The sequence below is a fragment of the Cohnella baijiui genome (genome assembly GCF_020731285.1).
GTDB lineage: Bacteria > Bacillota > Bacilli > Paenibacillales > Paenibacillaceae > Cohnella.
This window is the reverse complement of the sequence record NZ_JAJFOW010000038.1, coordinates 1-14,168: the sequence shown is the minus strand read 5'-3', so window position 1 is coordinate 14,168 and position 14,168 is coordinate 1. Positions and strand designations below refer to the sequence as shown.

At 63.3% G+C, this 14,168-nt stretch carries 10 protein-coding genes; 1 reads left to right on the top strand and 9 read right to left on the bottom strand.

All coding sequences use genetic code 11. From position 1 onward, the window contains the following. The first annotated feature begins 64 nt into the window (after positions 1–64). Positions 65–1,381, top strand: coding sequence for a glutamate-1-semialdehyde 2,1-aminomutase (locus LKX83_RS25375; RefSeq protein WP_227885637.1), 1,317 nt, complete (start codon positions 65–67; stop codon positions 1,379–1,381). Between the two features lie 133 nt (positions 1,382–1,514). On the opposite strand, the gene LKX83_RS25370 is transcribed toward LKX83_RS25375, so the two are convergent. From LKX83_RS25370 to LKX83_RS25330, 9 genes are all read right to left on the bottom strand, one after another. Further along, the gene (locus LKX83_RS25370; RefSeq protein ID WP_227885679.1) at positions 1,515–2,525 is read right to left on the bottom strand and encodes a glycoside hydrolase family 53 protein; all 1,011 of its coding nucleotides are present in this window, start codon (positions 2,523–2,525) and stop codon (positions 1,515–1,517) included. Between the two features lie 173 nt (positions 2,526–2,698). Further along, positions 2,699–4,816: a beta-galactosidase gene (locus LKX83_RS25365; protein ID WP_227885636.1), complete on the bottom strand. Its 2,118-nt coding sequence runs from the start codon at positions 4,814–4,816 to the stop codon at positions 2,699–2,701. A gap of 63 nt (positions 4,817–4,879) precedes the next feature. Continuing rightward, complete coding sequence (locus LKX83_RS25360; RefSeq protein WP_227885635.1) at positions 4,880–5,962, bottom strand: glycoside hydrolase family 53 protein; 1,083 nt, start codon at positions 5,960–5,962, stop codon at positions 4,880–4,882. Between the two features lie 6 nt (positions 5,963–5,968). Then, positions 5,969–6,847, bottom strand: a complete 879-nt coding sequence (locus LKX83_RS25355) for a carbohydrate ABC transporter permease (RefSeq protein WP_227885634.1) — start codon at positions 6,845–6,847, stop codon at positions 5,969–5,971. Between the two features lie 12 nt (positions 6,848–6,859). After that, a complete protein-coding gene (locus tag LKX83_RS25350) occupies positions 6,860–7,756 on the bottom strand; it encodes an ABC transporter permease (protein ID WP_227885633.1) in 897 nt (298 codons plus the stop codon). A gap of 209 nt (positions 7,757–7,965) precedes the next feature. Further along, on the bottom strand, positions 7,966–9,687 hold the full coding sequence (locus LKX83_RS25345; protein WP_227885632.1) for an extracellular solute-binding protein: 1,722 nt from the start codon (positions 9,685–9,687) through the stop codon (positions 7,966–7,968). 127 nt (positions 9,688–9,814) lie between these two features. Beyond that, on the bottom strand, positions 9,815–11,446 hold the full coding sequence (locus LKX83_RS25340; RefSeq protein WP_227885631.1) for a response regulator: 1,632 nt from the start codon (positions 11,444–11,446) through the stop codon (positions 9,815–9,817). A 15-nt stretch (positions 11,447–11,461) separates the two neighbouring features. Continuing rightward, positions 11,462–13,201: a sensor histidine kinase gene (locus LKX83_RS25335; RefSeq protein WP_227885630.1), complete on the bottom strand. Its 1,740-nt coding sequence runs from the start codon at positions 13,199–13,201 to the stop codon at positions 11,462–11,464. A gap of 230 nt (positions 13,202–13,431) precedes the next feature. Then, positions 13,432–13,728 (bottom strand): hypothetical protein, encoded by a 297-nt coding sequence (locus tag LKX83_RS25330; RefSeq protein ID WP_370639133.1) that lies wholly within the window; start codon positions 13,726–13,728, stop codon positions 13,432–13,434. Between the last annotated feature and the right edge of the window lie 440 nt (positions 13,729–14,168).

Below are 14,168 nucleotides of genomic sequence, written 5' to 3'. Positions count from 1 at the left end.
TCCCCGAGGCCTGGCCTAACCGTTCGGCACTCGAGAAGACCGTTATGACCAGGAGGATATTCATATGAACGCAAGAACCGAATCGGCACGGCTGTACGAAGCCGCGCAGCAGCATATCGTAGGCGGCGTCAACAGCCCCTCCCGCTCGTTCAAGGCGGTGGGCGGCGGCGCCCCGGTCTTTATGAAGCGCGCCGAGGGCGCTTATTTCTGGGACGTGGACGGCAACCGCTACCTCGACTATCTGGCGGCATTCGGTCCGATCATCACCGGCCATGCCCACCCGCGCGTGACCGAAGCGATCGTGCAGGCCGCGCGGAACGGCACGCTTTACGGAACGCCGACCGAAGGCGAGGTCGCGCTAGCCGAACGGCTGAAGCTGGCCATCCCGTCGATGGACAAGGTCCGCTTCGTCAACTCCGGCACGGAGGCGGTCATGACGACGATCCGTGTCGCCCGCGCCGCCACGGGGCGGAACAAGATCGTGAAGTTCGCCGGCTGCTACCACGGCCACTCCGACCTCGTGCTCGTCGCGGCCGGGTCCGGCCCGTCCACGCTCGGCATTCCCGACAGCGCGGGCATCCCGGTCAGCATCGCCCAAGAGGTCGTCACCGTGCCGTTCAACGAAACGGACGGCCTGAAGCAAGCCCTCGAGCGCTGGGGCGACGATATCGCCGCCGTCCTGGTCGAGCCGATCGTCGGCAATTTCGGCATGGTCATGCCGAAGCCCGGCTTCCTCGAGGACGTGTGCCGCATGGCCCGCGCGGCTGGCGCCCTTGTTATTTACGATGAGGTCATCACGGCGTTCCGTTTCCACTACGGGACGACCCAGACGTACGCTGCGGCGTTCACAGACTTCGCCGCAATCGAGCCGGACTTGACCGCCCTCGGCAAAATCATCGGCGGCGGCCTGCCGATCGGCGCCTACGGCGGCCGGCGCGAAGTGATGGCCCAGGTCGCGCCGCTCGGTCCCGCCTACCAGGCGGGCACGATGGCCGGCAACCCGGCGTCGATCGCCGCGGGCATCGCCTGCCTGGACGTGCTGCGCGAGCCCGGCGTCTACGACCGCATGGAGGCGCTGGCCATCCGCCTGGCGGACGGGCTTCGTGCGTCGGCCGACCGCCACGGCGTCCCGCTTACGATCAATCGGATCGGCGGCGCGCTGTCGACGCATTTTTGCGACCATCCGGTGACCAACTACGAGGAATCGCAGGACACGGACGGCGAAGCGTTCGCCCGCTTCTTCCGCGAGATGCTGGAGCGCGGCATCTACCTGGCCCCTTCCAAGTACGAAGCCTGGTTCCTCACCACGGCGCATACCGAAGCCGACATCGACGCCACGCTCGAAGCGGCCGACGCCAGCTTCCGGGCCATCAGCCGCTAAAAGCCCGTTCAGGCAGGCGCTAATGCGGATATCACTTGAAGTCCTATAGGCCATGGAAACATCAAAGAACCCCCTCGCAATCGGCAGGATGCGAGGGGGTTCTTCGCTTTTAAACGGCGCTATGCGCCGCGTTTCAGTTCAGGAAGCCTTCCAGCGCGGCAGTCGGCTTGCCGTCGGATTGCCAAGCGCCTTTGCCGTAGCCGCCGTTGTATCCCGGCGTCGCCTCCGGCTCCCAGTAAAAGACGCCCGCGCCTCTTCCGCCGGACAAATTGCGGATTTTCGTCTTGATGTCGGCGATGAAGCTCTTGGCTGCGGCGGGCTGATTGTAGTCCATGCCAATTTCGGTGATCATGATCGGCTTGCCGTAGCGGGCGATCATGTCGTTCGCGTTGGCGATCGTCTGGGTCACCTTCGTCGACCAGTCGGACGCGCTTGGATAGAGCGACATGCCGATCATGTCGAAGGTCGCTCCGTTCGCGACGAGACCGCCGATGTTCCAGACGAACAAGGAATTATCGTACCCGTTCGCCAGATGGACGATCGTCTTCGTGCCGCTGCTGATCGACTTGACGGCGTTGTTGCCCGTGTTGACCAGCCAGGCGTAGTTTTTCATGTTGGCCGAAGCCTTCCCGTCTTCCCACAGCATGCCGTTGTTCGTCTCGTTGCCGATCTGCACCCAATCCGGCGTCACGCCGTTCGCCTGCATCGTCGTCATAACGTCCCGCGTCCAATTCCATACGGCGTCCATGAGCTGCTGGAACGTATAGCCCGCCCAAGCTGCGGGCTTCGTCTGCTTGCCGGGGTCGGCCCAGGAGTCGCTGTAGTGCAGCGTCAGCATGACGCTCATCCCCGCCGCCTTGGCTCGTTTCGCCAGCGCGGCGGCGCGGTCCTTGTTCAGATAGCCGTTGCCGTAGTCCGAGGACGGATTGACCCAGACGCGGATGCGCGCGGAGTTGATCTGGTAGTCGTTTTTGAGAATGTCCAGAATATCGCGCTGCACGCCGTTTTTGTCCTTCCACTTGTAGCCCTGCGCTTCCATGCCGGCCACCCAGCTGATATCGGCCCCTTTGGCGAAGGCCGGCGCCGCTTCGGCCTTCCGCGGCTCCGAGCCCGCTCCCGCGAACCAAAGCGCGGCCAGCAGCATGACGGACAGCAGGCAGACGATCGACTTGCGAAGCATCATCCCGATTCCTCCCGTTAGTCGGATTGGGGGGAGCGTCGCTCCTCCAGGCTTAGCGTAAACGCTGGAGCGCCAGGAGCACAGGATGGGATGTGAACAATTCGGATGTTTTCACAAGGAGCTTCGGCGAAGCGGCCTTACCCGTTCGCGGATGCCCGCCGCAGCACCCGCGAGCCGTTGGCGGACAGCGTCAGCGCCGGCCCGGACAGCGGCTCGCCCGTTTCGGCGTCGATATAGACGCGACCGTCCAGAGGCACGATCCGCTCGCGGCCGCTGAAGTTCAGGACAAAGACGAAGTCCGTCTCGCCGTCTGTGCGCACCTGGGCCGTGACGCCGTCCGGCAGCGCCGTGTCCAGCGCGCGGGGCAGGCGCAGCGCGCTCGCCAGCCACCCGTAGAAGTCCGCGTAAAACGCCGGCTCCGCCCGCGTCGCCAAGTAGTAGGCTTTCCCTGCGCCGAGCCGATTCACCGTGAGCGCCGGACGCCCCGCGTAAAAGTCGCTGCCGTACGCCGCGAGCGCCTCCGCCCCCTCCAGGTGCACGAGCTCGCACAGCTCGCTGGACACATAGGCGCGGCCGAGGAGTATGCGTCCGCCTTCCGGCTCCTTCCGCTCCTCCGCCGCTCCGTTCGGCCCGTCGAGGGGGACCAGGCTGTTCGTTTCCCCGTCGTACAGCGCGTCCATCTCCTCGGCCCAAATGCCGAGCGTCCGCCGCAGCGGCCCGGGAAAACCGCCGAGATGGCACAGATCGCGCTCGTCCACGATGCCGGACCAATAGGTGGACACGAGGACGCCGCCCGCCTCCACGTACCGCTCCAGCCGCGCCCCCGTCTCTGACCGGCACAGGTAGAGCATCGGCGCGACGATCAGATCGTAGCGGCCGAGGTCGCGTTCCTCTTCGGAGCCGATGACGTCGATCGGAACGCCGAGCGCCCAAAGCGCCCGATAATGGTCGAGCACAGCGTCTTCGTAATGGACGCCGCAGTTGCGCGGCCCTTGCGCGTCGCAGACTGCCCACCGGTTGTCCCAGTCGGTCAGGATCGCCGCGCGTGCCGGCGTCGACGTGCCGACGACGTCCCGCAGCGCCGCGAGGGCGCCGCCCAGCTCCGCCACGTCGCGGAAGACGCGGGTATGCTCGTGACCGACGTGATCGACCACGGCGCCGTGCAGCTTTTCGCTGGAGCCGCGGCTCTTGCGCCACTGGAAATACTGGACCGTGTCCGCGCCGTGCGCGACGGCCTGGAGCGAGGACAGCCGGTGCATGCCCGGACGCTTCAGCTTGCTCACCGGTTGCCAGTTGGTCAGGCTCGGCGTGCTCTCCATGAGCATGAACGGCTTGTCCTTCAGCGAGCGGAACAGATCGTGGTTGAACGCAAACCACGCCGCCGTTCGGCTGTCGTCCGCCGCATCGTGCCAGGTCGGGTACGCGTCCCAGGCAATGACGTCGAGCAAGCCGGCGAAGCGGCGGTAGTCCAGCCCCTCGTACCAGTCCATCATGTTCGTCGTGACCGGCAGATCGGGGTTGAACGGACGCACGACCGCGATTTCATGGGCGCAAAAGTCGACCGTGCGGTCCGTGACGAACCGCCGCCAATCCAGGTTGTGCGCATGGACCATCGTCTCTCCATGGGGGGTCGGCGACTCGATCTGGGACCAGCTTGTGTACGTGTGCGCCCAGAAGCTCGTCCACCAGGCCGCGTTCAACGCGTCCAGCGTGCCGTACCGCGCCTGCAGCCATTCGCGGAACGCCTCCTGGCACAGCTCGCAGTGGCAGTCGCCGCCGTATTCGTTGGAGATGTGCCAGCCGACGACGGCCGGATGGCGCGCATAGCGCGAAGCGAGCTTGGCGTTCAGGATCGCCGTCTTCTCCCGGTAGACCGGCGACGTATAGCAGTGGTTGTGCCGATGTCCGTGCAGATTGCGCACTCGGTTCGCGCCGATGCGCAGCACCTCGGGGTAGCGCTCCGACATCCAGGCCGGCCGCGCGCCGCTCGGCGTCGCGAGCCAGGCGAACAGCCCTTCCTCCGCGAAGCGATCGAGTACGCGGTCCAGCCAGTCGAATTCGAACTGCCCCTCCTCCGGCTCCATCGCCGCCCAGGCGAAGATGCCGACGGCCATCACGTTGCAGCCGGCCAACTTCATGAGCCGGATGTCCTCCTCCAACACGGCCGGGTCGTGCAGCCACTGGTCCGGGTTGTAGTCGGCGCCGTGCATAAAGTCCGGAATGCTGCCGCTGATCGGCGGATGCTTTCGTAACATATCGACCTTCCCCTTTCTTTTTCCCTTTACAAAAATACGAGCTGAAATACCCGCCGAATCGGGTTATCCCTCTCCCCGCAGCGCCTCCATCGCCCGCAGCGGGCGGCCCTCGAAGTCGACCAGCGTCAGGTTGCTCCAGTTGTTGCCGTGCCCGACCGACCACATTGGTTTGACCGGCGTCCAGGCCGGCTCCCACCAGTAGTAGCCGTCGCCCAGGCCGCCCGGCGTCTCGCGCACGACCCGGACGAAGTCTCGCAGGCAGCGCGCCTGTCCTTCTTCCGTCGGCGAATAAGCCTCGGGCAGCTGCGCCGCGTCGTGGACGATGAAGTCGAGCCCCTCCCGCTTGTCCAGCGTCCACGGATAGGCCGTCTCCACGACATTAATCGGCTTGCCGTAACGCAGCGCCAGGCCATTCAGCGTCCGGCGCAGGTCGTCCAGCGTGCCGTGCCACCAAGGGTAGTAGGACAAGCCGATGCAGTCGAAGTCCGCGATCCCGTAAGCGCCCAGCCGGTCGAAAAACCGCTCGCTCGCGTCCAGGTCGCCGCCCCGATCGATATGGATCATGATCCGGACGTCCGGCAGCGCCTCCCGGGCGCCGTCCATGCCGGCGCGGACGAGGCCCGCCAGCTTGGCCCACTGGGCGTCGGTATCCCGGTCCCCGTCCACCCGGCCGTCGTCCCAGAGCATGCCCGGCGTGATCTCGTTGCCGATCTGTACCGTATCCGGAGCGGCGTCCGCCCGCAACAACGCCGTCAGCGCGTCCCGCGTATAATCGCGTACCGCCTCCCTGAGCGCCGCTTCGTTCAGCGCCGCCCAAGCCGCCGGCTTGCGTTGGTTCGCCGGATCGGCCCATCTGTCGGAGTAGTGAAAGTCCAGCAGAAATCCGAGGCCGAGCGCCTTGATGCGGCGCGCCACGGAGATCGTCCGCTCCAGATTGCAGTAGCCGCCGGGCGGATCGTTCCAAAGGCGCAGGCGAATCGCCGTCGTCCCCCTCTCCTGCAACACCTGCAGCAGATCGGCCTTTCGGCCGTCGCGATCGAAGTAAACGCCACCGGCTTCCTCGACCTCGTCCAGGAACGACACGTCCATCCCGACGGTAAAAGCCCTCTCCCCAACGCGTCCTTGCGTTGTTTGATCGTCCGCCATTTCCGCTCACTCCTTTACCGAACCCATGACCAGACCTTTGACGAAAAACCGCTGCAGGAACGGATACACGATGAGGATCGGCAGCGCGCCGATGAAGATCTGCGCCGCGTTGATCGTCTTCTGGGAGAGGAGGTCGAACTCCTGCTTCGTGAAGCTCATCGAGCTCATGTCCCGCGAAACGATGACCGTCTGCAGGTACGTGGCCAGCGGATACATATGCTTGTCGCTCAAATACAGCAGCCCGTCGAACCAGGAATTCCAGTGCCACACCATCGCGAACAAGCCAAGCGTCGCGAGGGCGGGCAGCGACACGGGCAGATAGATCCGCCAGAGGATGCCGAGATGGCCGCACCCGTCGATCAGCGCCGCCTCCTCCAGTTCCTTCGGAATGCCGCGGAAAAAGTTCATCAGCAGGATGATGAGCCAGACGTTTACGACGCCCGGCAGCACGAGCACCCAGAACGAATCCACCAGATGCAGGCGCTGGATGACGATATAGAACGGCACGAGGCCGCCGTTGAAGATCATCGTGAACACGAACAGCCAGGCGTAGACCGAACGCCCGCCGAACTGGGCATTCTCCTTGGACAACGGATACGCCGCTAGGCAGGCGACGGCCAAGATGGCGACCGTGCCGAGGACGGTCCGTTTCACCGCCACCCAGAGCGAGCTCAGGAAGACGGGATTGTCGATCGTCTTCGAATAGGCGATCGTGGTGAAGTCGACCGGCCACAGCCCGACCAGATTGCCGTCGGCCGCCGATTTGGCGCTGAACGAGACGGCGAGCACGTGGATCAGCGGGATGACGCAGGCGAGCGCCAGCAGCGACAGGAGGATGACGTTGAAAACGTTGAAGATGCGGTAAGGTACGGTCTTGCGATACATGCCGAAGCCTCCTTAAAACACGCGGTAGTTCGCCCACTTGTAGGCGAGCCGGTACGAGATGACGATCAGGATCATGCTGATGACCGACTTGAACAGCCCGACGGCGGTCGCAAAGCCGAACTGGCCGTCGCTGATGGCCGTGCGGTAGACGAACGTATCGATGATGTCGCCCTTGTCCATCACGAGCGCGTTGTAGAGGTTGAAAATCTGGTCGAACCCGGCGTTCAGAATGTTGCCGAGCGAAAGCGTGCCGACGACGACCGCGATCGGGAGCAGCGACGGGATCGTGATGTGCAGCGTCTGCTTCCAGCGGCTCGCGCCATCCATCTCCGCCGCCTCGTAGAGCGACGGGTTGATGCCCGCCAGCGCGGCGAGAAAGACGATCGTGCCGTAGCCGAACTCCTTCCACACCTCGGACGCGATGACGGTGAACCGGAACCAATCCCCGTCGCCGAGGAAGGGAATCGGCTTGATGCCGAACGCGGCGTGCAGCATCCGGTTGACGAAGCCGCCGTCCGCGGAAAGGAATTCGAGCAGGATGCCGCCCAGGATGACCCAGGACAGAAAGTGGGGCAAATAGACGAGCGTCTGGATCGAGCGGCTCAGGAGCCGCTGTCGCACTTCGTTCAGCAGAATCGCGAAGGCGAAAGGCGTGATCAGATTAAACGCGATTTTCAGAACCGCGATGAGAAACGTGTTCCAGATGACCTGGATGCTGTCGTGACGCTCGAACAGCAGCCGGAAGTTGTCGAGGCCGATCCAGGGCGAGCCGCCGATATGCAGCCAGGGCTTGTAGTCCTGGAACGCCATGACGATGCCGCCCATCGGCACATAGTTGAAGACGATCAAAAAGACGAGGGCGGGCAGGAGCATCAAATGGAACGGCCAAGTTCGTCTGATGTAACGCATGAAGGGTCCTCCTCGAACGGTATAGGGCGATTATAGCAACCGGCTCCGGCGCGAAGTAGCGGGCAAAACCAACATTGATGGCATTATCGCAACCAGTTGGCGAACGGTCCGCGCGAGCGGTTTCTCGGCGATGCGGAGGCGTTCATTCGAAAACGAAAGCCCCGAGGTCCGGCCGGGACCTCGGGGCTGGGAGGCGGGCTCGCCGCTCCTTATTTCGTGTTCTTGTACCAGTCGTTCACTTCTTGCGTCATCTTGTCTCCGCCCGTGGACTTCCAGTCGTTGACGAACTTGTCGAAGCTGTCCGCCGGCTTTTTGCCGTAGATGATCTCGTTAAACGTCTGCAGCTCGATCTTTTTCAAATAGTCCAGCTTGGACTGCATCGTCGGCGTGGACGGGCCGGTGAACATATCCTTGAAGGAGATGTCCGGCTGCGACAGCAGCACTTTGGCGGCGGCCGGCGTCTCCGGTCCGTAGTTGTTTTTGACTTCCTTCTCGAGACGGGTCGTCGGCTCGCTGCCGTCGGCGAGCTTCAGCAGCGCCTTCATCTGGGCGTCCGGGATGCGCGCGCCGTCCTTTACGAGCCAGTAGCGGTTGATGTTCACCTCGCCGCCCGGGATTTTGTCGAGATAGACCGGGTTGCCGCTCGCGTCGAGGTCGTAATCGTAGCCCTTGAACACGCCGACGTCCCACTCGCTTCCCGGCTGCGGATCGGCCAGATGCTCGAACAGATAGTTCTGGTAAGTGAACACCGCTTCGGGGTTTTTCATGTCCTTGTTGATGAGCGTTACGCCGCTCGTGAAGTTCGTGCCGTGGCGGCCGGCTTTGCCGTCCGGTCCGGTCGGGATCGGGTAAGGCTTCCAGACGGCCGTCGGGACGTTCTTGACCGTGTCGAGCAGCGGCCAGCCGCTCATCCAGTACGGCCCCGGGATGATGCCCGCCGTGCCCGCCACCGCCGGCTCGGACGTCTTGTTCTCGTCCCAGAGCGCCGCCTCGCTCGGAATGTAGCCTTTGTCGCGCCATTCCTTCAGCTTGGCGAGCGCCGACTTGGACGCCGGATTGATGGAGCCGTATTCGAGATTGCCGTCCGCCGCCGCGTTCCATTGGCCCGGAATCGTGCCGTAGGCGCCGAACACCCAGGACGGATCGCCCATCCACGTATTCATCGTCGTCTTGAAGCCGATCGACAGCGGCAGCACCTTGTCGGGCGCGAGGCCGTCCGGGTTTTTGTTCTTGAACGCGTCCATCACCTTCTCGAGATCGTCCAGCGTCTTCGGCGCCTCGAGGTTCAGCTTATCCAACCAGTCCTGGCGAATCCATAGCAGATAGTCGTGGTTGTACGCGTAGTCGAGAACCGGGATGCCGAGCTTTTGGCCGTCGCGGACGTACGGATTCCAGACGTTCGGGTCGAGGTTCATCGCCGTCTTCCACTTGTCGTTCGCGTACTCGTCGAACAGGCTTCCCACCTCGCGGAAGGCGCCGGTGTCGATCAAGTCCTGCGCGAGCTGGGCGTCGCCGACGGTCACGACGTCCGGCAGCTTCTGCCCGGATGACATCGCGAGGCGCATCTTCGTCGCGAACGCGCCGTTCGTATCCGTCACCGACCATAGCGAGTCGATCTTGATGCCGAGCGTATCGAGCGCCCACTTGGTCGCGACGTTGTTCTCGATGGACTCGCCGTTTTTGAACTTGAGCGCCGGATCGACGCCCCACACGGTCGTGATCGTCACGGGCGGATCGTACTTGTCCTTGTACGCGCTCGAAGCGCCGGATGCGGACGGCGATGCGCCTGCCGATGCGGGCGCGCTCTCGGATGCGGACGCGGACGGGCTGGCGGCCGGCTTGCCGCCGTTTCCCGCGCACGCGGACAGGCTGGCGACAGCCAGCATCAAGGCGGCGCCGGCAGCGAGCTTAGGTTTGGAGAAGGTGGTCATGGTCGTGTCCCCCTACTAGGCTTTATTTAGGCTTATGGCTAAATTATAAGGACGGGGGAAGCGCGAACCTACGTCATTAATCGAACATTTCTGCACCTTTCACAACCAATCGCCGCGCCGGGCGACCTCAGTCCCGGTACGCGTTGGGGGTCATGCCGTAAAACTTCTTGAACATCTTGCTGAAGTACTGCGGGTTTTGATAGCCGAGCTCGGTCGTGATTTCGTAAATCTTTTTGTTCGTGTGCTTGAGCAGGTAGAGCGCCTTCTCCATCCGGATGCGGATGATGTAGTCTCCGAGGCTTTCGCCGGTTTCGCTTTTGTACACTTTGGAAAGATAGACGGGGTGCAGGTACACCTTGTCGGCGATCGTCTTGACCGAGATGTCGAGGCCGATGTCGCGCGTCACGAGTTCCCGCACCTGCTTGACGAGCCGGCTGCGGGTGTGCGTATCGCTCTCGGACAATTCCCGCTTCAGCTTGGCCAGCAGCTCGAGCGACCAGGCACGCAGCCGCTGCGGCGACTGCAGCATGCGCCGCTCGGCGGCCGGATCGGGAGCGCCTCCGTCGATTTCGGCGACGAGCAGCCCTTGCTTGTGGGCAAGGTAGAGGCAGGCGTTGGCGATGCACAAGTACACCTCGTACAAATGCTCGTCCGTGTAGCCCTGCTCCATCCGCTCGAGGTCTCCGAGCACGTCCGCGATCTTCTCCTCGGCGGCTTCCCATTGTTTAGATTCGAGCAGATGGATGAGTGTCGGCGGCTTGTACAGCGACTCCAGCGACTGCACGCCGGCGCGCCGGCGAGGCAGATCCTCAAGGAAAAGCGCCGCCTCCCCCCGCGCGCCGGCGTGCTCGAACAGGGCGGTCAGGCCGCTCCGGTAGGCGGACGCCAGCTCCTCGGGAAACAGAAACCACGGGCTGACGACGATCGAGATGCTGCCCTTGAGATAGTTGCGCACCTGGCGTCCGATCTCGGCGGCCAGCCGCTCGAGCTCCGCCCGGATCGGCTTGGCTGCGATGCCGCCGGCTTCGTCCGCCGCCCGGTCTACCGTGGCGAGCAGCACCAGGCAGTCGTGCGGGGCTTTGCTGTGCCAGACGCGGAAGCCCGAGCCGAGCACCTCCTCGGCGATGTTGCCGACGGCGTACTCCATGAGCGATAGCGACTCGGCGTCGTACTCGGCGAAATGCCCGCCCAGGCGAATCTGCAGCATCAGGGCCGGCGCCTCCTGCGCGATCGGCACCTCGTACTGCCGCAGCTTGTCCGCGAGCGTCGCGCTTGGCAGCTGGCGGCCGAGCAGCAGATCGTGCATAAGGCGCTCGCGCAGCAGCGCCCGGTCGGACTTGAGATCGTAGAGCAGCCGATTGTACCGCTCGGCCTGCTCCCACTCGTCGCGCAGCGACGCGATCGCATCCGTCACGCTCCGGACGAACTCGTCGTCGTCGACGGGCTTCAGGATGTAGCCGGATACGCGCAGCTCGATCGCTTTTTTCGCGTATTCGAAGTCCGAGTGCCCCGTCAGCAGCAGGCAGCGCAAATGCGGCCACTGCTCGCCCGCCATCCGGACCAGCTCCAGCCCGTCCGTCTCCGGCATGCGGATGTCGCTCACCAGGATGTCGACCTCTCGTTCTTCCAGCATGCGCAGCGCGGCGGCAGCGGAATCTGCCGTATAGACGTGGCCGACGCCCATGCGTTCCCAGGGAATCGTCTTGCGGAGACTCTCGGTCACGTACACCTCGTCGTCCACCAGCAATATTTCGATCATCTGCCGTCCTCCTCTCTATCTGCCAAAGCTGACCCTGTTCCAACTGAGCTCGACGCGGAGACCGCCGCCCGGGCCCGCGGACAGCGCCACTCCCGCGTCTTCTCCGTAGCGAAGCTGCAGACGCTGGTTTACGTTCCACAGGCCGCAGCCCGTCTCCTCGGCGAGCGGCGCGGACAGCTTGTCCCGCAAACGCCGCATCGCGTCTGCGCTCATGCCTTTGCCGCTGTCTTCTACGACGATCGAGATCCGTTCGCCATCCTCGCCGGCCGTGAGCCGGATCCAGCCCTCGCCCGCTTTTCCCTCGATGCCGTGCAGCACGGCGTTCTCCACAAGCGGCTGAATGAGGAGCGGAGGCACCTCCAGATGGCGCAGCCAGGAAGGCAGCTCCACCTCGAAGCGGAGCCGTCCGAGACGCATTCGCTGAATTTCCAGATAACTCGTCACGAAGTCCAGTTCCTCCGCCAGCGTCACGAAATCCCGCTCCTGGCGCGTCGTGTAACGGTAGTAGCTCGAGAGGCTCGCCGACATGGCGACGATCGCCTTGTAGTTTTCCAGCTTCGCCATGCTCGAGATGAACGAGAAGCAATTGTAGAAAAAATGCGGATTGATCTGCGACTGGAGCTGTTTGAGCCGCGCTTCGCGGACGTGGATTTTCTCCAGATATACTTTGCCGAACAGTTCCTGGATCTGCTCCACCATCGAGTTGAACCGCATGAAAACAAAGCTGAACTCGCCGTTGCCTTTCGGCACGAGCCGGACGGAGTAGTCCTCCTGCTTGAGTCGCTGGAAGCTCTGGACGAGGCGCTTCATCGGCACCTGGACCTGGGCGTACAGCATGTACGCCAGCACGCACCCCATGAGGAGCAGCGAAGCGAGCGCCGCGTAGAACAGCAAGTTCGTCTCCCGGATCGGGCGGACGACGTCGGCGTAAGGGATATAGTCGATCAGATACCAGCCGGTGGACGCGGACAGCTTCGTATTGACGAGGTAGGTGCCGCCTTCCAGCTCGAGCGTCTGGTTGTTCGTTTCCTGCAGGCTGCCCCGCTTCAGCGTCTTCACCAGCTCGTCCGCCACTTGGCGGTCGGCCGTGGCGTTGTAGATCGTGCCGACGCCTTCTTTGTAGTAGATCGGATTGCGCCGGCTGTCGCTCTTGAACCGGTCGAGCATCGCCGCGATGTTGGAGCTGTCGAACCGTACCTCGATGATCAAGTCGGCTTGGTCCGGGCGGTTGAAGGCGTTGTAGGGCGAAACAGTAAACAAGGAGAACGTATAGGAGCTGCCGGCTTCCCCGCCCGTCGGCTTCACCTGCCATCCGGGCTTCATGCGGGCTTTGAGCTCGGTATCGTCGTAGGGGTCCGCGTCATTGTCGGTGATGACCCGGTTCAACCTGGGCGAATAGATATAAAGGGAGCTCCTCCAGTTGATCGAGCTCTCCTGCGTGCTCAGCTTTTGCTGGATGCGCTTTACGAGCGTAATCGATTCCAAATCGAGGTTCGGCGAGCCGGCCGGTAACGTATCCCTCAGCTCAGAAATATCCGGATCGTGGACGAGCAGATTCGGCCACATCGTGATCGAGTCGATATTCGCATCCACCTGGGATTGAAAAAATTCGAGCTTGCTTGTATTGGACTTGTTCAGCTCGTCCCGCAGCACCTCGGTTCCCCGATGGTTCGCCCAGTAGTAAACCGCCGCGATGGGCAGGAGCAGCAGCGCGAGGATCAGCACGATTTTGCGGAACAGGTTGATTCTGGGCATCGGGTGCGGGGCCCCTCCTATGCAGGCGTGATGGGTGCGGGAACAAGCCGTCGCCCGCGCGGACGCGGAGGAACGGCCGTATCCTTTATCTTATAATAGCGGGGCGGGCGCTTGTAGGAGAAGGTCGCAATTTTTCTGCACTTTTGACAGCTTTTCCGCGCTTCATGGTGGCGGACCGGCGCAAAAAGGGAGGGCAGCCTCGCGGCTGCCCTCCCTCGGTTCCTTCGCGCTTACTCTTGCCGGCCGTACCGGTCGTCGACTTCCTTCGCCATCTTGCGGTAAGCCGCCGTCTCCTCCGCCACGGGATCGCGCTCCGTCTGGATGCGGATCTCCCAGCGGGGCCGAAGCCGGTCCACCGCTTCTTCGGCGGGATCCCTCGCCTCGGCGTCGACCCCTTCGTTCAGCGCGCGGGCCAGCTCGGCCTCCGCCGGCGTCATGAAAGCCGCTTCGTCGTCGCGCACCGCCTCTTCCTTGGCGGCCGGTTCGGCCGGAGCCGGCTTGCGCTCGTCCTCTCGCTCTATCGGCATTGCCAACGCCTCCTCCGCTCTAGGATGATCGTTATCGCTCCTTCTCATGTGCGATACCGCACGGCTGACCGGCGGGAGGGCCGGGCGAGCTGGCCGCAAACGGTGGCTTTGCGGCTTGGGCGCGCGGAGATCGTCGACGGTTTCGACGAACTCGGGCCGTACATGGTACTTTAGGGGCGAGATAGTCGAATTTTTCGACGATTGTCGGCCACACACGGTGCTTCGGGCGGGAGTTCGTCGATTTTTACGTCTATCGTCGGCTGTCCACGGTACTTTAGGGGCGAGATAGTCGATTTTTTCGACGATCGCGTCCACCTAATGGTACTTTCGCCGCGAGTTAATCGGTTTTTCCGATTAACTACGACCACCAACGTTACTTTCGAGTCGAGTTAATCGGTTTTTCCGATTAACTACGACCACCAACGTTACTTTCGAGTCGA